At 61.2% G+C, this 25,652-nt stretch carries 18 protein-coding genes; 7 read left to right on the top strand and 11 right to left on the bottom strand.

Going from position 1 to position 25,652, the window contains the following annotated elements; genetic code table 11:
• Nucleotides 1-35: 35 nt before the first annotated feature.
• The 5 genes from Q2T52_RS20820 to cckA all read right to left on the bottom strand — a co-directional run bounded on the left by Q2T52_RS20820 (nucleotide 36) and on the right by cckA (nucleotide 8,560).
• Nucleotides 36-851 (bottom strand): inositol monophosphatase family protein, encoded by an 816-nt coding sequence (locus Q2T52_RS20820; protein WP_436799566.1) that lies wholly within the window; start codon nucleotides 849-851, stop codon nucleotides 36-38.
• A 12-nt stretch (nucleotides 852-863) separates the two neighbouring features.
• Nucleotides 864-1,742: a tRNA 2-thiocytidine(32) synthetase TtcA gene (gene ttcA, locus Q2T52_RS20825; RefSeq protein ID WP_436799567.1), complete on the bottom strand. Its 879-nt coding sequence runs from the start codon at nucleotides 1,740-1,742 to the stop codon at nucleotides 864-866.
• A 57-nt stretch (nucleotides 1,743-1,799) separates the two neighbouring features.
• On the bottom strand, nucleotides 1,800-4,463 hold the full coding sequence (gene alaS / locus Q2T52_RS20830) for an alanine--tRNA ligase (RefSeq protein WP_302078786.1): 2,664 nt from the start codon (nucleotides 4,461-4,463) through the stop codon (nucleotides 1,800-1,802).
• 163 nt (nucleotides 4,464-4,626) lie between these two features.
• Nucleotides 4,627-5,715, bottom strand: a complete 1,089-nt coding sequence (gene recA, locus Q2T52_RS20835) for a recombinase RecA (protein ID WP_302078787.1) — start codon at nucleotides 5,713-5,715, stop codon at nucleotides 4,627-4,629.
• 220 nt (nucleotides 5,716-5,935) lie between these two features.
• Nucleotides 5,936-8,560, bottom strand: coding sequence for a cell cycle histidine kinase CckA (cckA, locus tag Q2T52_RS20840; protein WP_302078788.1), 2,625 nt, complete (start codon nucleotides 8,558-8,560; stop codon nucleotides 5,936-5,938).
• Nucleotides 8,561-8,913: 353 nt separating this feature from the next.
• Between cckA and Q2T52_RS20845 the strand changes: the two genes are divergently transcribed.
• A complete protein-coding gene (locus Q2T52_RS20845; RefSeq protein WP_302078789.1) occupies nucleotides 8,914-10,029 on the top strand; it encodes a flagellar biosynthetic protein FliO in 1,116 nt (371 codons plus the stop codon).
• 240 nt (nucleotides 10,030-10,269) lie between these two features.
• Here Q2T52_RS20845 and dksA read toward each other — a convergent pair whose 3' ends face one another.
• A complete protein-coding gene (dksA, locus tag Q2T52_RS20850; RefSeq protein WP_302078790.1) occupies nucleotides 10,270-10,689 on the bottom strand; it encodes an RNA polymerase-binding protein DksA in 420 nt (139 codons plus the stop codon).
• A gap of 257 nt (nucleotides 10,690-10,946) precedes the next feature.
• Between dksA and Q2T52_RS20855 the strand changes: the two genes are divergently transcribed.
• The 4 genes from Q2T52_RS20855 to Q2T52_RS20870 all read left to right on the top strand — a co-directional run bounded on the left by Q2T52_RS20855 (nucleotide 10,947) and on the right by Q2T52_RS20870 (nucleotide 14,738).
• Complete coding sequence (locus Q2T52_RS20855) at nucleotides 10,947-11,456, top strand: SixA phosphatase family protein (RefSeq protein ID WP_302078926.1); 510 nt, start codon at nucleotides 10,947-10,949, stop codon at nucleotides 11,454-11,456.
• A gap of 87 nt (nucleotides 11,457-11,543) precedes the next feature.
• A complete protein-coding gene (locus tag Q2T52_RS20860; protein WP_302078791.1) occupies nucleotides 11,544-13,019 on the top strand; it encodes a YcjX family GTP-binding protein in 1,476 nt (491 codons plus the stop codon).
• The gene (locus tag Q2T52_RS20865) at nucleotides 13,016-14,083 is read left to right on the top strand and encodes a YcjF family protein (RefSeq protein WP_302078792.1); all 1,068 of its coding nucleotides are present in this window, start codon (nucleotides 13,016-13,018) and stop codon (nucleotides 14,081-14,083) included. Before Q2T52_RS20860 ends, Q2T52_RS20865 begins: the two co-directional genes overlap by 4 nt.
• Nucleotides 14,084-14,183: 100 nt before the next feature.
• Nucleotides 14,184-14,738 (top strand): hypothetical protein, encoded by a 555-nt coding sequence (locus tag Q2T52_RS20870; RefSeq protein ID WP_302078793.1) that lies wholly within the window; start codon nucleotides 14,184-14,186, stop codon nucleotides 14,736-14,738.
• Nucleotides 14,739-14,760: 22 nt separating this feature from the next.
• Here the strand turns inward: Q2T52_RS20870 and folK are convergent, their stop codons facing one another.
• From folK to folP, 3 genes are read right to left on the bottom strand one after another with little or no spacing between them, the layout of a single operon-like run.
• A complete protein-coding gene (gene folK, locus Q2T52_RS20875; RefSeq protein WP_302078928.1) occupies nucleotides 14,761-15,282 on the bottom strand; it encodes a 2-amino-4-hydroxy-6-hydroxymethyldihydropteridine diphosphokinase in 522 nt (173 codons plus the stop codon).
• On the bottom strand, nucleotides 15,272-15,637 hold the full coding sequence (gene folB / locus Q2T52_RS20880; protein WP_302078794.1) for a dihydroneopterin aldolase: 366 nt from the start codon (nucleotides 15,635-15,637) through the stop codon (nucleotides 15,272-15,274). The genes folK and folB overlap by 11 nt, the downstream gene beginning before the upstream one ends.
• Nucleotides 15,634-16,416, bottom strand: coding sequence for a dihydropteroate synthase (folP, locus tag Q2T52_RS20885; RefSeq protein ID WP_367187349.1), 783 nt, complete (start codon nucleotides 16,414-16,416; stop codon nucleotides 15,634-15,636). The genes folB and folP overlap by 4 nt, the downstream gene beginning before the upstream one ends.
• Before the next feature lie 181 nt (nucleotides 16,417-16,597).
• Between folP and Q2T52_RS20890 the strand changes: the two genes are divergently transcribed.
• Nucleotides 16,598-17,215, top strand: a complete 618-nt coding sequence (locus Q2T52_RS20890; RefSeq protein WP_302078796.1) for a DUF922 domain-containing Zn-dependent protease — start codon at nucleotides 16,598-16,600, stop codon at nucleotides 17,213-17,215.
• Nucleotides 17,216-17,626: 411 nt separating this feature from the next.
• Here Q2T52_RS20890 and Q2T52_RS20895 read toward each other — a convergent pair whose 3' ends face one another.
• Together Q2T52_RS20895 and Q2T52_RS20900 are read right to left on the bottom strand one after the other, a co-directional pair.
• On the bottom strand, nucleotides 17,627-17,947 hold the full coding sequence (locus tag Q2T52_RS20895) for a 2Fe-2S iron-sulfur cluster-binding protein (RefSeq protein ID WP_302078797.1): 321 nt from the start codon (nucleotides 17,945-17,947) through the stop codon (nucleotides 17,627-17,629).
• Between the two features lie 111 nt (nucleotides 17,948-18,058).
• Complete coding sequence (locus Q2T52_RS20900; RefSeq protein ID WP_302078798.1) at nucleotides 18,059-18,427, bottom strand: Hpt domain-containing protein; 369 nt, start codon at nucleotides 18,425-18,427, stop codon at nucleotides 18,059-18,061.
• A 459-nt stretch (nucleotides 18,428-18,886) separates the two neighbouring features.
• Between Q2T52_RS20900 and Q2T52_RS20905 the strand changes: the two genes are divergently transcribed.
• The gene (locus Q2T52_RS20905; RefSeq protein ID WP_302078799.1) at nucleotides 18,887-25,534 is read left to right on the top strand and encodes an apolipoprotein A-IV repeat region-like domain-containing protein; all 6,648 of its coding nucleotides are present in this window, start codon (nucleotides 18,887-18,889) and stop codon (nucleotides 25,532-25,534) included.
• Nucleotides 25,535-25,652 lie beyond the last annotated feature (118 nt).

Raw genomic sequence — 25,652 nt, forward strand, 5'->3', positions numbered from 1 at the left:
GGACCGCAGGGCTTTTTCACGGGGAAAATCAGCGCTCAGCCGATGATTTCGCGGCGCAGGATCTCCCAGCTTTCGCGGCTGGTGGCAACAAGAAGACCACCCTCGAAATCGGTCGGCTGATACGGGCTGCCATCGAACTTCGCGACATGCGCCCCCGCCTCGCGCGCAATCAGCGTTCCCGCCAGGTGATCCCAGGGCATCAGCTTGTTGTAGATCACGAAGTCCACGTGCCCACCGGCGAAGACGCGGTATTCCTGAGCCGAGCAGCGATAGCTCGCAAAGAAACGCACCTTGGCCAAATTGGTCAACACCTGCAGGCGCTGCTCGCCGAAAAAGTAGGCGGCGGAGGCCATGCCGATCATCGCCTCCAGCGGCTTCTGCGGTGCAACCGCCAAACGCACGGCATCGCCATCCGGGCGACGCAGGAAAGCACCGCCGCCTTTTTCCGCCATCACCCAGTCGTCACCCATCGGGTCATAGATCAGACCGGCCACCGTTTCACCCTTGTAGACAACGGAGGCCATCACGCCGAAAGCCGGCATGCCGGAAGCAAAGTTGAAGGTGCCATCGACGGGATCGACGATCACGGCCAGCTCCGCATCCTTCAGCTTGCCGAGCAGATCAGGATCGGCCGCGACGGATTCTTCGCCGATGAAGAGCGCGTTCGGCGCAAACTTCTGCACCTCGGCCCGGATGAAACGCTCCGCCTGCTCATCCGCCTCCGTCACCAGATCGGTGGCTTCGGATTTTGCGCGGATATCGCCGGCATTCAGGCGGCGAAAGCGCGGCAGGATTTCCGCCTTGGCGGCGCGCCGCAGCACGTCCGCAAGAGCCATTACATCAACAGGCATGATAGACCTCAACTAGAGCAAAGAATTTTCGGAGGGAGCGAGGGAGGAAAAATCGAAGAGTTTCGGATCAAGCAGATGCGACGGGTTGACATGGCCGAGCGCGCGGATCATGCGGTCCTTTCGGCCCGGCATCTGCGTTTCCATGGTCGTCAGCATCGCCTTCATCGCATTGCGCTGCAACCCATCCTGCGAGCCGCAGAGATCGCAAGGGATAATCGGGAACTGCATGGCAGCGGAAAACTTCGACAGATCCTCTTCGGCGCAATAGCTCATCGGCCGCAGTACGAAGAGATCACCCTCGTCATTCAACAGCTTGGCGGGCATGGCCGCGAGCCGTCCGCCATGGAAGAGGTTCATGAAGAAGGTTTCGAGAATATCATCTCGGTGGTGGCCGAGCACCAGCGCATCGCAGCCCTCCTCACGCGCAATCCGATAAAGATTGCCGCGGCGCAGGCGCGAACAGAGGGAGCAATAGGTGGCACCCTCAGGCACCTTTTCCTTCACAACAGAATAGGTGTCGCGATATTCGATCCGGTGGCGGATGCCGAGCGCCGTCAGATAATCCGGCAGGATATGTTTTGGAAAATTCGGCTGGCCCTGGTCCAGATTGCAGGCGACCAGTTCCACCGGGAGCAAGCCGCGCCATTGCAGATCCAGGAGCAGCGCCAGCAGCGAATAGGAATCCTTGCCGCCTGACAGGCCGATCAACCAGCGCTTCTGACCCTTCAACATGTCGAAATCATCCAGCGCCTGACGGATCTGCCGGAGCAGGCGCTTGCGCAGCTTGTTGAAGGAGACAGAATCCGGCGCCAGATGGAAGAGCTTTTTCAGAACACCATCGAATTCCGGCGTCGCCTCTTCCATCTCGTCGATTGCCGCCGCCAGCGTCACGTCATTCTCCTTCACCCAAGCGAAAAGCGCGGCCTGAGCCGCGCCTTTGAAAATCGATCAACTTGCCAAAGCCTGGGCCACGGCGGAGATGGCTTCATCCGCCTTGCTGCCATCGGGACCACCAGCCTGCGCCATGTCAGGGCGGCCGCCGCCGCCCTTGCCGCCGAGCGCAACGGAAGCGACGCGCACCAGATCGACGGCGCTGAAGCGCGCCGTCAGATCCGCCGTCACGCCGACAACGGCGCTGGCCTTGTCATCCGCGCCAACCGCAATCAGCAGTACGACGCCCGACTCCAGACCGGTCTTGGCCTCGTCCACCAGACCCTTCAGATCCTTGGCGTCAACGCCGGTAACGGCCTTTCCGAGGAACTTGATGCCAGCGATCTCCTTCACCTCGCTGGCAGAGCCACCCGAAGCGCCGCCGCCCATGGCGAGCTTGCGACGCGCATCCGCCAGTTCGCGCTCCAGCTTCTTGCGCTCATCGAGCAGCGTTTCCACGCGACCGAGGACTTCAGCCGGCTGCACCTTGAGGGCACCGGCCAGCGCCTTCACACGCTCATCCTGCTCGGCGAGGTAGGCGCGAGCGCCTTCCGCCGTGACGGCTTCGATACGGCGAACACCGGCGGCCACGCCGCTGTCGGCCAGGATACGGATCACACCGATCTGGCCGGTCGACTGCACATGCGTGCCGCCGCAGAGTTCCACGGAGTATGGCTTGCCGGCCTTCTCACCATCGATGGCAGTGCCCATGGACACCACGCGCACTTCATCGCCATACTTTTCACCGAACAGCGCCATGGCGCCTTCGGCAATGGCATCATCCACGCTCATCAGGCGAGTGGCGACGGGCGAGTTTTGCAGCACGATGGCGTTTGCCATCTCTTCGACCTTTTGCAACTCCTCCGCCGAGATCGGCTTCGGATGCGAGACGTCGAAGCGCAGGCGCTCAGGCGCCACGAGCGAACCCTTCTGGGCCACATGGGTACCGAGCACTTCGCGAAGCGCCTCATGCAGCAGGTGGGTGGCGGAATGGTTGGCGCGCAGGCGACCACGGCGGGCATGATCAACCGTCAGAAGCACGGCGTCGCCTGCCTTCAACACGCCCTCGGCAACGACTGCCGAATGAACGAACAGGCCCTCGCCCTTCTTCTGGGTGTCAGTGACTTCGAGCTTGGCCGTATCCGTCGAGATCACGCCGGTATCGCCCATCTGGCCGCCGGACTCGCCGTAGAACGGGGTCTGGTTGGCGACGATCTGGACCGTTTCACCCTTGGATGCGGCATCGACAACGGCGCCGTCACGAACGATCGCCTGGACCACACCCTCGGCGCTCTCGGTGTCGTAGCCAAGGAATTCGCTCGCACCGAACTTTTCCTTCAGCTCGAACCAGACAGCCTCGGTCGCCTTCTCGCCGGAGCCTGCCCAGTGCGAGCGGGCTTCCGCCTTCTGGCGCTGCATGGCATCATTGAAGCCGGTCAGGTCCACACCGATGCCGCGGGCGCGAAGCGCATCCTGTGTCAGGTCGAGCGGGAAGCCATAGGTGTCGTAGAGCTTGAAGGCCGTCTCGCCATCGAGCGAGTCACCATTATGCAGCGATACCGTTGCATCATTCAGCAGGCCGAGACCGCGCTCCAGCGTCTTGCGGAAACGGGTTTCCTCAAGCTTCAGCGTCTCGGAAATCAGCGCTTCCGCACGGCCAAGTTCGGGATAGGCGCGGCCCATTTCGCCGACCAGAGTCGGCAGAAGGCGGTACATCAGCGGCTCGCGCGCGCCGAGCAACTGCATGTGGCGCATGGCGCGGCGCATAATGCGGCGCAGGACATAGCCGCGGCCTTCATTGGACGGCAGAACACCGTCGGCAATCAGGAAGGCGGAGGAGCGCAGATGGTCGGCGATCACGCGATGACTTGCCGCTGCGTCACCCTCGGCCTTGGCGCCCACGACGTCTTCAATGGCCGAAACCAGGTTGCGGAACAGGTCCGTATCGAAGACGCTCTGAACGCCCTGGAGGATGCAGGCCATGCGTTCCAGACCCATGCCCGTATCGATCGACGGACGCGGCAGCGGCGTGCGCTCGCCCGGCGCTGTCTGGTCGAATTGCATGAAGACGAGGTTCCAGAATTCAAGGAAGCGGTCGCCGTCTTCCTCAGGCGAACCGGGCGGACCGCCCCAGACATGCTCGCCCTGATCGATGAAGATTTCCGAGCAGGGACCGCAGGGGCCGGTATCGCCCATCTGCCAGAAATTGTCGGATGTCGGAATGCGGATGATCTTGTCGTCCGAGAAGCCGGCAATCTTCTTCCAGAGCGTCGCCGCTTCTTCGTCATCGGCATAGACGGTCACGAGCAGACGGTTTTTCGGCAGATCGAATCCCTTGGTAACGAGGTTCCAGGCCAGCTCGATCGCGCGTTCCTTGAAGTAATCGCCGAACGAGAAATTACCGAGCATTTCGAAGAAGGTCAGGTGACGGGCGGTATAGCCGACATTGTCGAGGTCGTTATGCTTGCCGCCAGCGCGCACGACCTTCTGCGAGGTTGTGGCTGTCGTGTAGGGACGTGTTTCAAGACCGGTGAAAACATTCTTGAACTGCACCATGCCCGCATTGGTAAACATCAATGTCGGGTCATTGCGCGGCACGAGCGGGCTCGATGAAACGACCTCATGGCCGTTCTTCCGGAAATAGTCGAGAAAGGTCGACCGAATTTCATTCACGCCACTCATGCTCAGCCCTTGCTTCACCGCCGCACCTTGCGGCCCATCCTTTGAAAAACCATTGGCTTTTAACGTTCCATCCGGACACTGTCCAGCAGGACTAAAAAAACCGGCCGCACATCTTTCGACAGATGGCGGCCGGTAAATTTACCACAGCGATCAGACGCGACGATTACATGTCGCTGCCCGCATCACTCTCTTCCGAATCCGGACCACCATTCTGCAGGAAGCGATCGGCAATCAGACCGGCATTTTGGCGAAGCGCCATCTCGATCTCGCGGCCGAGTTCCGGATTGTCGCGCAGGAAGGTCTTTGCGTTTTCACGCCCTTGCCCCAGACGCTGGCTATTATAGGAGAACCAGGCACCCGACTTTTCAACGATGCCAGCCTTGACGCCCAGATCGATCAGCTCGCCCGTTTTGGATACACCTTCGCCATACATGATGTCGAATTCGACCTGCTTGAAGGGAGGCGCCATCTTGTTCTTGACGACCTTCACGCGGGTCTGGTTGCCGACCACTTCTTCACGTTCCTTCACCGCACCGATACGGCGGATATCGAGACGAACCGAGGCATAGAATTTCAGGGCGTTACCGCCCGTGGTGGTTTCCGGCGAACCGAACATCACACCGATCTTCATACGGATCTGGTTGATGAATATCACCATGCAGTTCGAACGGGAGATGGAAGCCGTCAGCTTGCGCAGCGCCTGGCTCATGAGGCGCGCCTGGAGGCCCGGCAGGTTGTCGCCCATTTCGCCTTCGATTTCCGCACGCGGCGTCAGTGCCGCAACCGAGTCGACGACGAGAACGTCGACCGCACCGGACCGCACCAGCGTGTCGGTGATCTCAAGCGCCTGCTCGCCCGTATCGGGCTGCGAGATCAGGAGGTTCTGCAGATCGACGCCAAGCTTGCGGGCATAGACCGGATCAAGCGCATGTTCGGCGTCCACGAATGCGCAGATGCCGCCCTTCTTCTGAGCTTCCGCAATCGTCTGCAGTGCCAGCGTCGTCTTACCCGAGCTTTCCGGACCATAGATTTCGATGATGCGACCCTTGGGCAGACCGCCAATGCCAAGAGCGATATCCAGGCTCAGAGAACCCGTCGATACCGTCTCAATTTCCACGACGCTCTCATTGGCGCCGAGCTTCATGATCGAACCCTTGCCGAAAGACCGTTCGATCTGAGACAGCGCCGCTTCCAGAGCCTTGCTTTTATCCACTGTTTTATCCTCTACGAGCCGCAACGAATTCTGAGCCATCTGATCCACCTTTAGGTTATTGCAGCCACGCGGGCAACAGGGAGTCGATGACGAATATGTACCCTATTTGTTCTCATTGCGCAAGCCACAACCAAACCTTTGATTAAGCTCGCTTTTCAGCAGAGTGTTCTTAAAACGTTCAGCAGAAATTTCCGTATTCCGTTTCAGCATCTCGCCTGACGTTCAGATGAGAGGTCTGCGTGAGCGCTCGGAGGGCGAATCAATCGTTGCGGTCGAGCATTTCCCGCACGGCAACAGCCAGTTGCTTCAGCGAGAAGGGCTTCGGCAGGAAGCCGAACTTGGCGTCAGCCGGAAGATTGCGGGCAAAGGCATCTTCCGCATAGCCGGACACGAAGATGAACTTGAGGTCGGGATAGGTCTTGCGCAATTCCGTGAGAAGCGTTGGGCCGTCCATTTCAGGCATCACCACGTCGGAAACGACGATGTCTACCTTGCCCTCGAGTTCGTCCATGATGTCGAGCGCTTCTGTGCCCGATCCCGCTTCGTGAACGGTATAGCCACGCGTTTCCAACATGCGCTTGCCGCCACGCCGGACCGCCTCTTCGTCCTCCACCAGCAGGACCACGGCAGACTTCCCAGTGAGGTCCATGTCGGCGGGCGCAGTGGCCGCCTGGGCCGGTGCGGCACTCGTCGCAGGCGCATCAGGCGTGCTTGCGTCCCCACGGTTCTCGACCTGTACCGGAACGGGCTGCATTTCCGGAATATGGCGCGGCAGGAAGACGCGGAACGTTGTTCCCTTCCCCACTTCCGATTCGGGATAGATATAGCCGCCGGACTGCTTGACGATGCCATAGACCATCGAAAGACCGAGACCTGTCCCCTTGCCCACTTCCTTTGTCGTGAAGAAGGGCTCGAAGATCTTGTCCATGATTTCGGGCGGGATGCCCGTCCCGTTATCCTGAACCTCGACGACGACGAAATCTTCGGCGGGCAGACGTGCGCCCGGGAAGGATGCAGCTTCTGCCGCAGGCAGGTTTCGGGTGCGGACGCGGATCATGCCGCCATTCGGCATGGCGTCGCGTGCGTTGACGCAGAGATTGATCAGCACCTGCTCGAACTGCGACAGGTCCGTGCGCACCGGCCAGAGATCGCGGCCGTACTCGACCTCAAGCTTCACATTGGTGCCGGAAATCAACCGGTCCACCAGCATACGCAGATCGCCCACCACATCGGTAAGGTTCAGCACGACCGGACGCATGGTCTGCTTGCGCGAGAAGGCGAGCAGCTGGCGCACCAAGACTGCGGCGCGGTTGGCGTTGCGCTTGATCTCCATGAGATCGGCAAAGCTCGCATCCGACGGACGCGCCTGCAGAAGCAGATGGTCGGAAGAGAGCAGGATGGCGGTCAGCACGTTGTTGAAGTCGTGCGCGATACCGCCGGCCAGTGTGCCGACCGCATTCATCTTCTGCGTCTGCGCCATCTGGGTTTCGAGCGCCTTCTGCTCCGTCGTCTCGACGGCGTAGACGATCGCCACCTCTTCCGGCGCCTCGTCGCTTTCGTCGATGACGGCATTGACGTAGAAGCGCACGTGCCGCTGGTCGTCGCCCGGATGGCGGCAGTCGATCGGCGCGATATCCCCCTGGCGATCCTTGGCGGCAGCGAGCGCCCGTGCAAGTTCCGTGCGTGCGCTTTCATGCACGATGGTATCGAGCGACGCGCCCGCCTCGACATCATCGCGCGAGACCACGCCGGAAAAGAGCTTCAGGAATGGGGCGTTGATGCGCAGGATCTTGCCGTCGCCGCCAATCGAGGCAATCGCCATCGGGGTATTGTTGAAGAAGCGGGTGAAGCGCATGGCAGACGCCGACTGATCGCCCACATCGCCCTTCTGGCGACCCAGCACGATCGTCCGGCTTTCGCCGGGAGCACCATCACGGGTCGAGCTGACGGAATGCACCAGCCGGACCGGCAGGCTCTGGCCGTTGCTGCGGCGCAGATCGAGATCGAGCGTCTCGGTCCGCTTTTCGCCGGGGCTCGCGGTTACGGACTGGATCAGCGCCATGCCCTCACCCGCCACCAGGTCGGACATGGACAGCGAACCCGGAACGAATTTGGTGAGATCCAGCCCCAGCCATTCGGCAAGCGTGGCATTGAGATAGAAGACCTCGCCCTTGCGCCCAGCCGAGAAGAAGCCCGCCGGCGCATGATCGAGGTAATCGATGGCGTTCTGCAGCTCGCGGAAGAATCGTTCCTGATCCTCCCGCTCGGAGGTGATGTCGGCGATTTGCCAGACATCAAAGGGAGTATTGGCGGTTGGCGAAACCAGAATACGCGCCTTCAAGCGATACCAGTGGGCACCGGCGCTGCCGGATGTGGCGCGGCCAAGCGGCTTGAGCAGGCGGAACTCCTCGTGCCCTTCCCGGCCCTCGCGCAATGCTGCCGTCAATCGATAGAGGGCTTCTGTTGCTTCGCGATTCTTGGACAGCAGCGCTTCCAGCGATTGCGCGTTGACGGCCTTTGTGGCGCCCGTCAATCGGCCATAGGCGGCATTGGCATAGACGATACGGCCCTTGCCGTCGGTCACGAGAATACCGTCCGGATGGCCTGCAAGATAACCGGCGGCGAATTCATCGGGCCGGTATTGCGGCATGACCTCGACAAGGCCGATCATGGAGGAAACGATGAAGAAGATGCCGACCATTGCAAGAATGCCGAGCAGGCCCAGCACCAACTGGTTATCCATGGCATCCTTGAAAACGACAAAGGCAATCGCAACGCAGACGAGGACGAGCGCAAGCAACAGCAACCGCAAAACGGTTCCGCCTCTCGTTCCGCGGTCAACCAAGGGCGCGTCATAGCTGCCCGCCGGCTGCGACTTTGTCATCACACCTCGCATTTCGACCGGTGGCTGTGCGCCTCGGCCATGGAATCGGTCCATCGCATCTGCATAGCAATTTGCATCCCGGGCAAAAAGCTCCGATGCCGCAGAAACCGGTTGAAGACAGAGACAATCCTATTGCCGTTCTGGCGATAGCGTCCATATTCTCCGCCACGGGTCGTGGAACACGGCATGCTTCCAGCCAATAGGTCATTGACCTTGCGGCAAGATTGCTTCCTTGGGAAGCAATCTTCCTTCGGACAACGGAGGCAGACTGTACCGCAGCGTGCGACACCGCAAGCATTCAAGTGGACGGCTATCGTTTCTGCACGCACTAGGAATATTTAGGGAGTAACGGCATGATCGATGAATTGATGGGCGCCTATGGCAGCCGTCTGCTGATTGCAGTGGCCGGCGTTGGTGTGGCGCTGATTCTGTTGATCGTCATTCTGTGGCTAGTCCGTCGGCGGGGTGGTCCCTCGCCCTTTATCCGGGGCGGCAAGAACCGCGCTCCCCGCCTGCAGGTTCTCGATGCCGCTGCCGTCGATACGCGTCGCCGCATCGTGCTGATCCGGCGCGATGATGTCGAGCACCTGGTCATGATCGGCGGACCGACCGACATCGTCATCGAAAGCGGCATCCAGCCGGAGGGAACATCTGCACCGTCGAAACCAGTTTCATACGAGCGGGCACCGCCGGAAGCGATTGCTTCGCCGCAACCAGCCGAACAACCCCGTGTGCCGGAACGCTCGCGCCCGGCGGCAATTGCTGCACAGCCGCAGCCCGCGCCTGTTGCAATTGTACGGCCTGAACCTGCTGCATTGAAGGTTGACGTGCGCCCGGTAACGGAACAGGCACCTGCTGCACCGATTGCAAAATCCATACCGGCCGAGCCAACCTCGCTCCCGAATGTTGCCGCAGCCGTCGCCCCCACATCGGACCCGGTGGCATTGCAAAAGCGCGAACCTGTCGGAATACGCCCTGCCCCACAGGCAGCAGCAGCAGCAGAGGTATCGACGCCGCCGCGCATTGCGGAACCTCAACCAACGCCAAAACCAGTCGAGGGCAATCTGGGCGCTGCCACCGATGCGTTGGATGAAGCCCGCCGCCGGGTCTTCCAGACCGCAGCCGCTGCCGCCGCACAGCCCAAACCGGCCATTGCCTCGCCCCTCCAACCGCAACCGGCGCAGGTCAGGCCGCAGCGCGTCGAGCCAGAGGTGAGCATTGCACCGCCCGCTCCCCAGACCGCGCCTACAAAAACCTTGGGCACCGATTTCGAGCGTATCCTCGAAGAAGAGATGGCGAACAATCTGGCCGCCAACCGTTCGCCGTCTGAACCTGTATCCGCCTCAACTCTCCCGAACCGCGATCCCTCACAGCCGCGGGTGACCGGAGCCTCGCCGGAGCCGTCGCTTCAGAATGAGGTGGCACGGATCTTCGGCGAGATGTCAGTGACGCGCGACGACCGCGCCTAAGTCGGAAACGTCATGCCAGACACATGGTGCAGCCTCACGGTCACCCGACTTTGAGGCTGCACCATGTCCCTTTCGATATCAATGCGTTCTGCACCACCAGCCGACGCCGGTTTATGACCGACATGGTTTCGACAACGACTTCGCTGGCTCAGCAGGCATGACACTCAGCCCGCAGGTCAGGCGAACAGACACCCCTCGATAAGATACAAAAAAGCGCCCATCGGGCGCTTTCCATCGATCTTATTCGTCGCGGTAGACCTTTTCGCGTCGCTCGTGGCGCTCTTGCGCTTCGATCGACAAAGTCGCGATCGGACGGGCGTCGAGACGCTTGAGGCCGATGGGTTCGCCGGTTTCCTCACAGTAGCCATAGGTGCCGTCTTCGATCCGCTGCAAGGCCGCATCGATCTTGGAAATCAGCTTGCGCTGGCGGTCGCGGGCACGAAGTTCAATGGCACGATCAGTTTCAGATGAGGCTCTGTCGGCAAGATCTGGATGGTTAGCGCTTTCTTCAGCGAGGTGGTCCAGGGTTTCACGCGCTTCCCGGAGGATATCATTTTTCCAGGCGATCAGTTTGGCTCGGAAATATGCCCTCTGGTTGGCATTCATGAACTCATCATCTTCCGAGAGGACGTAGCTGCTAAGGTCGATCTTCTCACTCAACGCAATTCTCCTGAAGAACAGCTCTAGGCCGGGTCTATACTCCAATCCACGGGTGCGGTTCAAGTGTTCTGGGCGGCATTAAGGCATTTTTAAAAGTGTCACAAAAAACGGCTAAATGCCTATTTCCAATGCGCATTCTGTAATCATCGATTCGAAGCCTTCCACAAAGATTAGCAGATGGCGATCTTCGCGATCTGTTGACGGCAGATAGCGCGCCGGGCTAGTCGAAGATGTCCACAACCATCGAAAAGCAGCTCATGGTGACCATCGAACCGCCGCCCTCCCGTCTTCTGCTTCTCCGTCACGCCAAGTCTGGCTGGGCTGAACCGGGCCAACGAGACTTCGATCGCATGCTGGATGACGCCGGATTTGCGGAGGCTGAATTGGTGGCTTCCAAAGCATCGGATCGGGGATTGCGTCCCGATTTGGTGATCTCTTCGACAGCCGTGCGCTGCCGTCAGACGGCCGATGCCATCAGGCGCGCATTTGGTGAAGACCTGGATATTTCCTTTGTCGACGAACTCTACAACGCGCCGCTCGACACCTATATCGCGCTCCTTGCGGCCCAGAGCGCCGTACAGTCCCTCATGATCATCGGCCACAACCCGGCGATGGAAGAACTGCTCGAGGCCCTGATCGGGCATGACCGGATGGCCGCCGTCATTCCTACAGGCTATCCCACCGCAGGCCTATCGGTTCTCGATCACGGCGGGTCAATCATCGCCGCCGCCGGGACATGGCAGTTGAAGGATTTCGTCACGCCCTAACGGGTCTGCTCCATAACGGTCAAAGCACCTTTTTACCGCCAAATGGATCGCTATATGTGAGGCACGACTCTCCACGAGGATCTTGCCTTGCCGCCATCCCTGACGAGCCTGACCGACGACGCGCTGATTGCCTTCGATAATCTGACAGACCGCGCTGCAAGCCTGCTGCATCCGACGATCCGGCTTGGAGTCACAGGCCTTTCCCGCGCAGGCAAGACAGTCTTCATCTCCTCCCTTGTGCACAACCTTCTGCATGGCGGCCGCCTGCCTCTTTTCGAGCCCATGCGCTCAGGCCGTATCTCCTCCGTCAGACTGGAGCAGCAGCCGGATGATGCGGTTGCCCGCTTCCAGTACGAGGACCACATACAGGCGCTGGTGCGCGAAAGGATCTGGCCCGATTCGACGCGCGCCATTTCGGAGCTTCGCCTGACGCTGGAATATCAAAGCGCCAGCGGATGGGGACGTCTGTTTTCGTCCGGCAAGCTCTCGATCGACATTGTTGACTATCCGGGTGAATGGCTTCTGGACCTACCACTTCTCGGCCAGGAATATTCGACCTTCAGCGAGAGGACGCTGCAGCTTGCCGAAACCGGCATCCGCCGCGAACTGTCGGAAACCTGGCGGCAGATGACGAAAACAGTCGACCCGGACGCACCCGCCGATGAAATGACGGCGCGGCGGCTGGCGGAAGCCTTTACCGGATATCTCCGCGCCTGCAAATCCGATGAGCGCTCGCTGTCGACGCTTCCGCCCGGTCGCTTCCTGATGCCGGGAGATCTGGAGGGCTCGCCCGCACTCACCTTCGCGCCGCTGCCGCAAACCCCTGATGGCAAATATGCCAAGGGATCGCTTGGCGCCATGATGGCGCGGCGCTACGATGCCTATCGCAATGTGGTGGTAAAGCCGTTCTTCCGGGAGCATTTCGCGCGCCTCGACCGGCAGATCGTGCTCGTGGATGCGCTTCAGGCGCTGAACCGGGGACCAGAAGCCGTACAGGATCTGGAGCGCGCGCTGTCGGATGTGCTGGCCTGCTTCAAGCCCGGAACCAATTCCATCATCTCATCCCTGACTGGCAGGCGAATCGATCGCGTATTGATTGCCGCGACCAAGGCCGATCATCTCCATCACGAAAGCCACGATCGGCTGGAAGCCATTACGCGGCGGCTGGTGGATCGCGCCATCCACCGCATCGGCATGGCGGGCGCCGGCATTGACGTGATGGCAATAGCCTCGGTCCGCGCCACCCGTGAGGCCACTGTAAAGCAGGATGGCATGTTGCTTCCCGTCATCACCGGCACGCCCATCGAAGGCGAAAAGATCAACGGCGAGATCTTCGACGGGAAGAGGAAAACAGCCATATTTCCCGGTGACTTACCGGAGAAACCGGATTCACTTTTTCACCAACTTGATTCAAAACCTCAGGAAACACTCCTACCCGATTTGAATATCGTTCGTTTTCGGCCTCCATCCCTGGAGGATACGGGCGGCGCCATCCAGCTATCGGTGCCGCACATCCGACTCGACCGGGCCCTCCAATTTCTGCTGGGAGATCGACTGGCATGACCTCGAACGACCACGCCCCGCCGAGTGGGCCGCAACCCACCCGCCGTCCCGGCAGTTTCTCACTGGAGGAGCCTGAACGGATGGCGGAGGTCAGACGCCGCCCGCAAAGCTTTGATGAGGGCTTCACGGTCGTCGCAGATGAGGAAGATCCCTTCATCACACCGGAAGAGATGGCGGCAGCCGATGCCGCCATCGCGCAGCCCCGCAAGCGACACTTTTCCTTCGGTAAGCTCGCACTCGGAGCCTTTACCGCCTTCCTGTCTCTGGCCTTCTGGCTCTGGGCAGATCAGGTGGTCCGCGATCTCTTCGCTCGCGCCGACTGGCTGGGCTACACGGCTGTCATGGTGCTTGGCATCGCAGTCGCTGCACTTTCCATTGTGGTGGGCCGCGAAGTGTACGGCATCCTTCGACTCGGTGCGGTGCAGACCCTCAAGGCAGATGCCGAAGCGGCAACCGCAACGCCGGGACCAAAGGCTGCGCGGGCGCTGGTCGACCGTTTGACGAAGCTGCTGGCCCATCGTCCGGAAGCTGCGCGCGGCCGTGCGGCTTTGGCCGCCACGAAGGACGAGATCATCGACGGTCCGCAGCTGATCGAGCTGGCGGAACGGGAACTGCTGGCGCCGCTGGATCAGAAGGCACGCGCGCTGATTCTCGCAGCGTCGCGGCGTGTCTCGGTCGTCACCGCCGTCAGCCCCCGTGCCGTGGTGGATCTTGCCTATGTTCTGTTCGAAGTCACGCGACTGGTACGCGCCATGGCCGATCTCTATGGCGGGCGCCCAGGCACGATCGGCCTGCTGCGACTGCTGCGCGACGTGATCGCCCATCTCGCCGTCACGGGCTCGATCGCGGTCGGTGACAGCCTTGCGCAACAGGTGTTGGGGCACGGTCTGGCTGCCAAACTATCGGCGCGATTGGGTGAAGGCGTCATCAACGGCATGTTGACCGCCCGCATCGGAATCGCCGCCATGGACCTCTGCCGCCCGCTACCCTTCCGAAGCCTGAAAAGGCCCGGTATAGGCGACTTTCTGTCGGACATAGCCCGCAACGACCGGTCACCAACGTAAAGACGAGAGGCTCTAAAACGCCCGCCGGAAACCAGTCATTAACCATTCCCGACATAAATTACGGGCTGCTACAGGACGCTGCTCGCCCAAGGAAAGTCAAATGGTCTCGCGCTTCTTTTCGTTCTCCGGCGGGTTTTCTGCCGCTGCAATCATGGCCATGACGGCACTCGTGCCGCAGGCTCACGCCGGTTCGCGCGACCAGGCATTCTTCGAGAATGCATCAGGCGCCTGGAAGGGTCCCGGTGAAATCGTGGCCGGCAAATACAAGGGCACGAAGTTCACCTGCAACCTGACAGGCGAACCCGGTCCCGATGGCGAGACCGGTATCAAGCTGGACGGAACCTGCCGGGTTGGCGTGTTCAAGCAACCAATGTCCGCCACCATCATTCGCAAGGGCGACGGCTACAAGGGCCAGTTTCTGGATGGTGCTGACGGCAAGGGTCTCGATATTGTATCGGGCGCTGTGAATGGCGATCGCATCGTTCTTGGCATCAACCGCGCCACGCTGAACGGCGCGATGATCGCCCGCATGCAGGACAAGAACGCCATGAACATCACGATCTCGGTGCGCGTCGAGGATGAGATGGTTCCTGTCATCGGCCTTGCTCTGACCCGCGATACGGATGCCGTCGTTGTCGGCTCGATCAAGAACTGATTGATGACGCAGAGCGGACGGGTCAACCCGTCCGCCACCATTGCTGGCTCTCGTCTGCGATCTCGATCCCAGCGACATCCGCTCCGGCTAACCAGTCAGCGACCTTCTTACCCTTCACCTCAAGATCCGGCGCGATATCCGCCAACGGCATCAACACGAAGCCACGCTCCGTCATGCGCGGGTGCGGAACCGTGAGCCGCGCGCATTCCTGCTCAAGGCTGTCATAGGTCAGCACATCAATATCGATGGTCCGCGGTCCCCATCGCTCGATCCGCTCCCGCTTCATCGAACGTTCGATTTCAAGGCAGGTCGTCAACAGGTCATCCGGCGCAAGCTGCGTGTCGAGCAAGGCACAGGCATTGAAGAAGTCGGCCTGATCAGTCTTACCCCATGGTGGTGTGCGATAAAGCCGCGAAACGGCGACCACGCGACAGTCCGGCCTTGCGTCAAGAATCTCCAATGCATCCGCCATCAGCCGGCGCGGATCGCCAATATTGCCGCCAAGCCCCAGCGAAGCCCGATGCCAGCCGCGTTCAGGGGCGATGTTCAACGCGAACCTCCACGTAATCGAGAATGCCGGGAATGGGGACGCTCGGCTTGCGCACAGTGATGGCAGCCCGGCGGATCAACGGAAACCGCTCACACAGCGCCACCGCTATATCATTGGCCAGCGCCTCGATCAGCGAGCGCCGCGTCTGGGTCACCACCTGCTCAATAACCGTAAAGGCGTGGCCGTAGTGAACGGTTTCATCCAGCCTGTCGTCGGTCAGCGCATCGCTGATAGGGACATCCAGTTCTGCGTCCACGAAGAAACGCTGACCGAGGGCCGCCTCCTCGGCAAGGACACCATGTCTGGCGTAAAAGGCGCAGTTCTTCAGCGTGATGGTGTAGACACTCATGCTCTCATCTTTCTCTGAGCCGCCAATACCGCATCAGCCAGACGCAGGGCGTCGCGATTGCCCGGAATTTCGTGAACGCGAAAAATCACGGCACCCGCCACCCTCAACAGGGCAGTCGTGGCCGCAGTTCCGACATCCCGCTGATCAGCCGCCTCGCGCTCGGTGATTGCACCGATAAAGCGCTTGCGGGACGTACCGGCAAGAAGCGGCAAGCCGAACCGTTGCAGTTCGTGGAATCGCGCCATTAGCTCGGTATTTTCCGCGACATCTTTTGCGAAGCCAAAACCTGGGTCCAGAACGATGCGGTCTCGTCCAATCCCGGCCCTTTCGGCCATCTCGATCGATGTCTTCAGAAATACATCCTGGTCGGCAATCACATCTGTCAATTTGTGGCGCTCGCGCCCGGTATGCATGATCACAACACCCGCGCCAGCCTCCGCCACGACGCGCGCCATGTCCGGGTCGCGTTGCAGCCCGTACACGTCATTGACGATATGGGCTCCGGCCGCGAGTGCCCGCTTTGCCGTCTCCGCGCGGTAGGTGTCGACAGAAATCACCGCATCGGTCTGACGCGCAAGTGCCTCGATGACCGGTAGCACCCTCGCCTGCTCTTCCGCGGCATCGACGGGGTCAGCATTCGGCTTGGTCGACTCTCCGCCGATGTCGAGGATAACGGCGCCCTGTTTGACACAGGTCAGCGCATGCTCAACCGCGGCTGCCGCGGAAGCGTGACGACCGCCATCGGAAAAGGAATCCGGTGTCACGTTGACAATGGCCATGAGATGGCCCGCCGCCCCAAGCGCGAGCTGCCTCCCGCCGCCAACCCGCCAGACGCTGTTGCAGTTAAACGTCACGGTTGACCTCAATCCCTTCCACACACAGAGAATTTCGCCACGACCCGTTGCGAACGAAACGGCTATGCCCCAAGCTTTGGGCAACTTCAATGTCGCAGGCCAAAGAATGTCGTTTCAGCTGAGCCGTCCTCTGCTTTCTGCAGCCTGCCTCGTGCTCTGCGCCATCGCGACGCCCGCATTGTCGGAGCCGCGGATCACCAAGACCTACAGCTATTTCACCATTGGCGGGCGCACCGCTGAAGAACTGGACGCTGAACTCGGCCGCAGGGGACCGCAGACCAACCACGCAGGCTTCCGCCACCCGGGCGCGACGGAAATCAGCTTCGGCGGCGACGTGACCTATCTGGAGGGCAGCCGCCGGTGCTCCGTCGGAGGCGTGCGGGTCACATTGAAAACGCGCATCATTCTGCCGCGCTGGAAAAATCGGAACAAGGCAGAGCCGACGCTCGGTCTGATCTGGGATACACTCTCCGCCGACATCAAGCGGCATGAGGAGCGCCATGCGGAAATCGCCCGCGGCCACGCACGCGATCTCGAGCGCACGCTGCTTGAACTGCAGCCAGCGGCAAATTGCGATATTCTGGAGAAGCAGGCGGGCCAGATCACGCAACGTATCATTCAAAAACATGATGAGGATCAGCAGCGGTTCGACCGCGTGGAAGCGGCCAATTTCGACGCCCGCATGATGCGCCTTTTGCAGTATCGCTCCAGCCGTTCACGCTAACTGCTTCAGGCAGCCGGCCCGCACGAAGTTAGGATAGAGAATCACTTCCTTGCGCGAAGCTGGCGCAAGACCCAGCGAATTATCGGCAAAATCTACTAATAGATTGATTGCGAAATCGCTCATATAGTGAAGCTATTGATAGAGACGAACCACGAGGCCCTATCAAAGATAGAATCCGCTGTCGCCTCCGAGGCGGCGTGAGGCGACAGCGGATATCATCTCTCGGCTTTTCCGGCGCATTGGCGCCCAGTGAAATTCAGTACACGAATTCAGTCACTGTCCGAGTTTTCCGGCGTTCTCCCGGCGTATCAGATCACCCACGGAGTTTTCCTCCCTCTCCTGTTGGGCGATGCGCCCGCCTTGGCCTCGCTTGTCGCGTCAGCGTCCGGCGAGGCACCTTTTTTTCTGGCGTCAGCCCTGGCGTTCCGGCACGCTCACCACAAGCCCATCCAGCTCTGGTTTGATCTTGATCTGACAGGACAGACGCGAATTGGGACGCACATCTACCGCAAAATCGAGCATGTCTTCTTCCATCGGCTGTGGCCCGCCGACTTTCTCGGTCCAGGCCTCATCCACATAGACATGACAGGTGGCGCAGGCACAGGCGCCGCCACATTCTGCATCAATCCCTGGTACCGAATTGCGCACAGCATTTTCCATGACCGTGGAGCCCGGCTCTGCATTGAGTTCGAAACGGGTTCCGTCGAAGGCGACAATGGTGATCTGTGTCATGGAAGAAGTCCTGGCGTGAATGTGAAAGAGGCGGCGATGTCTTCCGACAATTCGCCGCCTCAGTCAACGTTTTGCGCCGCACGCGGCGTGTCCGAATGGTGCGCTAAGCGCTTATCGGGACAGCTTTAGAATGAAGTTCTCGGCCTCTACCACCGATGCTCCAAGCGCCGCAAGCAAAGCGGCATCCTTGCTGGATGCTTCGACGGCTTCACAGTAGGAGGCAACGCGGAAGGCGCCGACAGCATTGGCAGCGCTGCGGAGGCGATGCGCCGCAGCACTGATCGCATCTGGTGATCCCTGACCGATCTCCTGCAGGGCCGCGCGCGCCTGGCGTGCAAACAGATGCAGAACCTCGATCTCCAGGTTCTTGTCTCCCATGGTCTGAACGGCCAGATGAACAAGATCGATGGGGCGCGAATTGGAGGGTGTAGCACCCCGGGCATTATCCGGAGCTTCGAATGCAATACTGACCGCAGCCATGTACCGTTTTTCCCGTTGTTATGTCCTGAAGCCCAGTCTCGCTGGGCGCCGTCGCTATCCCGTTAAATTCCGGCACAATCGCGGCATCAATTTCGGGCTATGGTTAATTTCCGCTAACTACAGCGGATGAAACGGGAAATTGCGGGTACCGGGGTTTAAATTCTGTTAACAAGGGTCAATTGCCACAGCCTCATATGCGGTCATAATTGTGTATGGTGACCGAATGTGCCACTACAGTACGATTGGAAGAGGTGTAGACTACCCGTCTGCGCCCTTTGAATTGCATCGGTAAGGGCGCGCCGTATAACAGGTTGGCTGCGCGTTTACCGGATCTTAGAGTGTGCGGGCTGCAAGGATGCGTTAAGCGCATCGTGGAGCCTGAAGGCTGATCATCGGTGGAGCTCAAGCGGCGGAGCACCCGGTCGTCTGCCGGAAGAGTGAGTAGCGAGGCGTAACCGCATGGCGAAGAACCCGATTAACGAGTCGATCGACGAAACCGCCTTCCAGGCGCTGGAAGACGCGCTGAAAGTCGACTTCAATGAAGAGCCGACGCCAAAGCCTCAAAGCAGCAAGCCAGCCCCTTCTTCTCGGGAGTCGTCCGTGGCGGACAAAACGCAGCAGCGTCCCGCATCCCAACCCCGCCGGACGCGAGCGGCGGAAACACCCGTGCGCCAGCAGACCGCCGAACCCACACCCGCCAAATCGCCCGCCTTCGAACCTGCCAATGACAGCGGACGCCGCAACGCCAATGCGATTCTGAGATCGCTTGAAAACGGCTCGATGCGCTCCGCCATTCGCAACGCCTCGATCATCTCCGTACTTTGGACAGTTGCCGGCGTTGGCCTCGGCCATCTGCTTTATGGATCGCAGCTCTGGCATATCGCATCGCTGGCCGACCTTTTGGCAATGCCGGGCGTTGTGGCGATCTTTGTCGGCATCGTCGTGCCGGTCATGCTTTTCTTCGCCTTCGCCATCATGATGGCCCGGGCCCACGATCTTCGCAACGCAGCCCGCTCCATGGCGGAAGTGGCACTTCGCCTCGCCGAGCCGGAGACCATCGCGTCCGAGCGGATCATGTCGGTCGGACAGGCCGTGCGCCGCGAAGTCTCCGCCATGAACGAGGGCATCGAGCGCACCATCGCGCGCGCCACCGAACTGGAAACGCTGGTTCACTCGGAAGTGACGGCGCTGGAACGCAGCTACGCCGACAACGAATTGCGTGTGCGCGGTCTGGTCCACGAACTGGGCAGCGAGCGCGACGCGATCGTCAACCATGCGGAGCGCATCCGCTCCTCCATCGTCGGCGCCCATGACCAGCTCAAGGAAGAACTGTCTCTCGCAACGGAAGAAATCGCCGTTCGTCTCGCCACATCGGGCGAAGCCTTCGCCTCGATGATCGACACCCGCGCTGCTGTGCTGATGGAACGCTCCAATCAGGCTGGCGAAGCCCTTGGCTCGCTGCTTGCCGCGAAGACGGAAAGCCTGCTCAGCGCCTTCAAGACCTCGGGCTCGACACTCACGAGCGAGCTGGATGACCGTCTAGAGAAGCTGACCTCATCCCTGTCCAAGCACGGCAACGACATCGTCAGCCAGTTCGAGACGCGCGCTTCGACGCTCAATGCAAGCACCGAAAAGCTGAATACGGCGCTCGCCGAGCGCACCCGCATGCTCAACGAGACTCTGGTCGCACGCACCCGTGAGATCACCGAAAGCCTGAATGAGGGCGAGCGCGGCATTACCGGCTCACTGAACACGGTTCTTTCGAACCTCAACCGTTCGCTCGACGACAAGACCAAGTCGTTCCGCCAGAGCCTGCAGAATGCAGCCGATGACACGGTCATGGATCTCGACCTGCGTACGGGCCTCTTCGAAGAGCGTCTGCAGGGTACGATCAGTCAGATGAGCGCGACCTTCGACACGGGCCTTTCGACCTTCACGAGCGCCTTCGACCAGCGCGCCGGTTCGCTCGAAACGAAGCTGACCGAGAGCCTCTCGCGCATCAACGAGACTGTCTCAGGCGGCTCGCGGTCCATCGAAGGTATCCTGAGCACCAGCATCGATCGCCTGGGCTCCACCCTCACCGATCAGTCATTCGCCATTGCCACGACCTTGGGCACCGGCCAGGAAATGATCGAAAGCACGCTGGACAGCGGAACGCGCCAGCTCGGCGACACGCTTTCCACCCATACGCAGTCTCTTGGTTCGGATCTGGATGCGCGCAGCCGTGAACTCGCCGAGCAGTTCGAAAGCCGCAGCCGAGCTCTGAGCGAACATTTCGATAGCGGCAGCCGCCTTCTGGTTTCCGATATCGACGAGCGCAATCGCAGCCTCGTCAGCGACATCGACAGCCGCACCCGCGAACTGACAGGTGCGCTGGCCGCCCGTAGCGCCGAAATCACCGACGCCCTTGGCAATGCGCATCAGCGTATCGACAGCGTGATGAGCGAGCAGGGCAGCGCCCTCTTCACCGCCATCTCGGAAAGCCAGTCCCGCTTCGAGCAAAACCTCACAACCCGTTCCAGCGCTATCATTGACGCCGTCACCGGTGGTCAGCAGCGCTTCGCGGAAGTGTTGGATGAAAAGGCCGCCAGCCTGCAACAGGTCGTTTCCGGTGCGCCGGAACGTCTCGCGGGTGTTCTCGATAGCCGCATCGAAACCATGGCGCAAACGCTTTCGGAAGGGCATCAGCGCATTGAGGGCGATCTCGGTCGCCGCATGTCCGATCTCGGCGAAATCGTCGGAGGCGCAAGCGAACGTGTGGGGGCAGCACTCGACAGCCGTCTTGAAGCTTTGAACCAGACGCTTGCCGACGGGCATCAGCGCATTGAGGGCGATCTCGGCCGCCGCATGTCTGATCTCGGCGAAATCGTCGGTGGCGCCAGCGACCGGGTGGGCGCAGCGCTCGACAGCCGTCTCGAGACCCTCAGCCAGACACTGGCAACCAGCCATCAGCGCATCGAAGGAGACCTTGGTCGTCGTATTTCCGATCTTGGCGAAATCGTCAGCGGTGCGAGCGAACGCATCGGCGATGTCCTTGACGATCGCACCATGGCGCTCACGGCAACGATCGCGCTCAGCGAAGATCGCCTCACCGGCGCGATCGACGAGAAGACATCAACCCTGATGGAGACGGTCGAAAAAGCCGACAGCCGGATCGAAGACGCCTTTGCCGCACGTGCTGATGCCATTCGTGCGGCCTATGCCGACAATCAGGCGCTTCTGGATCACGCGCTGGAAACGCGCAATGCGGAGCTTTCACGCCTACTCGAAAATGGTAGTTCCAGTGTCGAGCGCACACTGGAAACAGGGACGCTGCGTCTGGAAACGTCCCTGTCGCAGAATGCCCAGCGCATTGAAAATACGCTGACCGACAATGTCGAGCGGATCGACACCAGCCTGCTCGGCGCAGTTTTGCAGGTCGAGACTGTTATTGCCACCGGCGAAGAACGTCTGGGCGGAATCGTCGACAGCGCGAGCGGGCGTATTGCCGACACGCTGGATGCTGGCTCGAATGGTCTGCAGTCTGCGCTTGATGCGCGTCAGGCACGTATCCAAGCCACGCTCGAACAGACATCCGATCGTCTCCAGGGCACCCTCGACCAGGGCACTGACCGCCTTCAGGGCACGATCGATTATGGCACCGAACGCCTGCAAGGCACTTTGGATAGCCGGCATGAGCGCTTCCGCGACACGCTCGAACAGAGCGAGGCGCGCATGCAGGGCACATTGGATGCCCGCCATGAGCGCTTCCGTGACACCCTGGAACAGGGCCAGGAGCGTATGCAGGATACGCTGGAGACCAACCACCAGCGCCTGCAGGATACGCTGGAAAGCCGTCGCGCGATGATCGGCTCAACGCTGAGCGACGCGCAAGAGCAACTCGGCGAGATGCTGATGGATCAGGCAACCTCCATCGGCACAACGATCGCGACAAGCACCGGCATGCTGGAAATGTCGATGGAAGCGCAACAGGATGCGTTGCGGCAGGTCATCGACGGCGCTGGTACCGAGCTCGAAGGCCGTCTGCGCGATACTGCAGGCGACCTCACGGGCAAACTGGTGGATGCTGCGCGCGAAATTACCGCCTCAGCAGACCAGTTCTCCAGCCGTGTCGAACAGACCGTCGGCGGCGTATCGTCGGCTCTTGATGATGCGGGTCGTCGCATCGAAGGCACGTTCGGTGGCCTTGAAGACCGCATCCGCAACCAGGTGGGCGAAGTGTCGGGCATGGTCAGCGGCGTCGGCCGCGAATTGTCCGAAACGCTGGCGCAGCGCACAGCTGAGCTGGAGCGTGTCAACCAGGAGAATGCAGAGCGTCTGGCCGCAGCATTCGACACTGGCACCGCCCGCTTCGAAGAGCGCCTGTCCACCATGGATCGCGCTCTCAATATCGGTCTCGACAATGTCAGCCGCACCATCGAAGGCCGCGCCTCGGCGCTTGCGTCTTCGTTGCGAGACGCCGTCACCAGTGCGGCCCAGGAGCTGGATGGCGAGGCACTGCGCTCTGCCGAGGCCTTGGCAAAGGTCGGGCAGCAGTTTGCCGAGGAAGTCACATCGCGCAATGCAGACTTCGCACGCGCCATTGAAGATCGCACCAACGAAATCGCCGGCCGCCTCAGCGAGACGCAGACGCGTCTTGCAGGTCAAGCTGCCGATGTCGCCGGCGCATTTTCGGATGCCGGCAATTCCATCATCAGCAAGATCTCCGAAGCCGAGGCGCTGGTTCAGCGCCAGGTTGGCTCGATTTCCGAAGCCTTGGGCGAAGCGGAGCGCAATCTGGATGCCCGCGGTGCGTCGATCCGTTCCTCGCTCGCTGAAGCCGCTGCCACCATCGACGAGACCCTGCGCAATGTCGATCAGACCCTGGAAGGCCGCAGCGAAAACATCCGCTCGTCGCTGACCCAGACAGCCGGTGAAATCAACGCCGCTATCGACGCGGTCGACAAGGCCTTGGAAGCCCGCGGCGAAGCTATTCGCGCGGCCCTCGACAATCGCTCGCGCGAACTCAACTCCATGCTGGCATCGCGGTCCGCGGAACTCTCGCGCCTCATCGAGGAGCAGGCAAAGCCGATGGTCGAGGAATATTCCTCTGCCGGACGCAGCGCCGCCGAACGTTTGGCCTCCGCGGCCGACCAGAGCGCGGAGCGCCTCGTTGCAGCCGCCGAAGTCAGCTCGCAGCGCCTGCGTCAGGAGAATGCATCGCTGGTGGAAGCCATTACGGCGCGCACCAATGAGACGCTGGCCGCGATCTCGGAACGCACGCAGCAAGCAGCCGGCACCATCCGGGGTGCCGAGCAGAGCCTGGCCGGCAGCGTGAACAGCTTGATCTCCCGCCTGGAAGACAGCAACTCCGGCATCGCCTCGCTCGTCGAAGCAGCGGCTCGCGAAATCGGCGTTGCCGTCGAGCGTGCCTCTGCGGAACTTGGTGCGGCTGATCAGAAGCTCGACCAGACTGCAGCACGCTTCACGCACTCGGCAAGCAATGCAGCGGACATGGTCTCCAGCTCCAGCCGCCTCCTCGAAACCAATGTCGAGCGCCTCACGCAGGTGTCCGGAAACACGCTCAGCCAGGTCGGCGGCATTGTCGGCCAGTTCGACGATTATGCCAAGGTGCTTGGTCAGGCCTCGCAGCTTCTCGGCGCTGCACAGTCCAACCTCGTCAGCACGCTCTCGGAACGTCAGGACGCGCTGCGGGCACTGTCCGCCGGTCTCGTCAAGCGCTCCGAGGAAATCGAAGCGAACATGCGCAACCTGTCTGCTGTGGTCGATGGCGCCTTCCAGCGCGCCGAAGAACGCTCCGCGGAAGTCGGCACGCATCTGCGCTCCAGCATCCAGTCGTCCTTTACGGATATCGATCAGTCGCTGGCACAGACGCAGCAGCGTGCGGATGCCACGGCAGCCGGCATGCGTGCGGCCCTCACCGGCGCTGGCGAGGAAGCAACGCGTGCCATCGAAGCAACGCTCACCGACGCCGAGCGCCGCTCGCGCGAACTGGCTGAGCGCATGCGCAGCGGCATTTCCGGCTCGCTGTCCGATGTCGAGCGCATGCTGACCGAAGCCGCCGGCAAGTCCGACGCTGCCGCGCAGCAGCTACGCGACACGCTGCGCCAGTCCGTCGAGGAAGCCATCGGCCGCTTCTCCGGCGCAACGGATGAGATCCGCCGCTCCGCCAACGAGATCCGCCAGGAGCTGGACAGCACACGCTCGGAACTCAAGCGTGGCGCATTCGACCTGCCGGAAGAGGCCAAGGAGAGTGCTGCCGCCATGCGCCGCGCCGTGTCCGAGCAGATCAAGGCGCTGCAGGATATCTCTGCGCTGGTCGGTCGCTCGGCGCAGCAGTTGGAAGTATCTGCCCCGGCGCCCGCTCCTGTCGCAGCACCTGTTATCCGACAGGCACCTGCCCCGCAGCACGCCGCTCCTGTCATCCAGCAGGTCGCCGCACCACAGCCGGCCCCTCAGCAGGTACGCCAGGCCCCGCTCGTCGCGCAGCAGCCGCAACCGGCTCGCCCTGCCGCGCCGCGCAATGATGCCTATGCAGCGCCCGCCGGCCTGCGTGGCACGCTACCGGCAGAGCGTCCGGCCCCGGTTGTTCAGCGCACAGCGGAACCGCAGCAGCAGACCCGTGGCGAAGGCGGTGGCTGGATCAGCGATCTCCTGCGCGGCGCGTCCCGTGACGAGCAGGCGGAAGCTCAACCGGTTCGCCAGCAGCCTGCCCGTGCGCCTGAAGCACCGGTGCGCAATGGCGATAACCGTAATCCGCGCCACATGGTGGAATCGCTCAACTCGCTCTCTGTCGATATCGCCCGCGCAATCGATCACGATGCCTCTGTCGAGCTGTGGCGTCGCTATCAGCGCGGCGAGCGTGATGTCTTCACGCGCCGCCTCTACACGCTGAAGGGCCAGCAGACCTTCGACGAGATCCAGCGCAAATACGAGCGCGAGCCGGAATTCCGCACCGCAGTCGATCGCTACATTGCCGACTTCGAAAAGCTGCTGGCCGATGTCGCCCGCACGGATCGCGACAAGAGCGTGACCCAGAGCTACCTGACCTCTGATACGGGCAAGGTCTACACCATGCTTGCCCACGCAGCCGGCCGCTTCGGCTGAGGCTCGGTAACCGTCAGAACCTAAAAAACCGCCGCGTCAAACCGGCGGTTTTTCTTTATGGTCCAGCAGAAATGGCGACCCCTGCAGGACTCCAATCCATCATTATGAGCTTTAGCAA

The sequence above is a fragment of the Rhizobium oryzicola genome (assembly GCF_030504645.1).
Taxonomy (GTDB): domain Bacteria; phylum Pseudomonadota; class Alphaproteobacteria; order Rhizobiales; family Rhizobiaceae; genus Neorhizobium; species Neorhizobium oryzicola.

Bases quoted from the DNA above. Each gene is read 5' to 3' on its own strand.
- Q2T52_RS20820 (WP_436799566.1), bottom strand. From the start codon at position 851: ATGCCTGTTGATGTAATGGCTCTTGCGGACGTGCTGCGGCGCGCCGCC.
- alaS (WP_302078786.1), bottom strand. From the start codon at position 4,463: ATGAGTGGCGTGAATGAAATTCGGTCGACCTTTCTCGACTATTTCCGG.
- recA (WP_302078787.1), bottom strand. From the start codon at position 5,715: ATGGCTCAGAATTCGTTGCGGCTCGTAGAGGATAAAACAGTGGATAAA.
- cckA (WP_302078788.1), bottom strand. From the start codon at position 8,560: ATGACAAAGTCGCAGCCGGCGGGCAGCTATGACGCGCCCTTGGTTGAC.
- Q2T52_RS20845 (WP_302078789.1), top strand. From the start codon at position 8,914: ATGATCGATGAATTGATGGGCGCCTATGGCAGCCGTCTGCTGATTGCA.
- Q2T52_RS20855 (WP_302078926.1), top strand. From the start codon at position 10,947: ATGGTGACCATCGAACCGCCGCCCTCCCGTCTTCTGCTTCTCCGTCAC.
- Q2T52_RS20865 (WP_302078792.1), top strand. From the start codon at position 13,016: ATGACCTCGAACGACCACGCCCCGCCGAGTGGGCCGCAACCCACCCGC.
- Q2T52_RS20870 (WP_302078793.1), top strand. From the start codon at position 14,184: ATGGTCTCGCGCTTCTTTTCGTTCTCCGGCGGGTTTTCTGCCGCTGCA.
- folB (WP_302078794.1), bottom strand. From the start codon at position 15,637: ATGAGTGTCTACACCATCACGCTGAAGAACTGCGCCTTTTACGCCAGA.
- folP (WP_367187349.1), bottom strand. From the start codon at position 16,416: ATGGCCATTGTCAACGTGACACCGGATTCCTTTTCCGATGGCGGTCGT.
- Q2T52_RS20890 (WP_302078796.1), top strand. From the start codon at position 16,598: ATGTCGTTTCAGCTGAGCCGTCCTCTGCTTTCTGCAGCCTGCCTCGTG.
- Q2T52_RS20895 (WP_302078797.1), bottom strand. From the start codon at position 17,947: ATGACACAGATCACCATTGTCGCCTTCGACGGAACCCGTTTCGAACTC.
- Q2T52_RS20900 (WP_302078798.1), bottom strand. From the start codon at position 18,427: ATGGCTGCGGTCAGTATTGCATTCGAAGCTCCGGATAATGCCCGGGGT.
- Q2T52_RS20905 (WP_302078799.1), top strand. From the start codon at position 18,887: ATGGCGAAGAACCCGATTAACGAGTCGATCGACGAAACCGCCTTCCAG.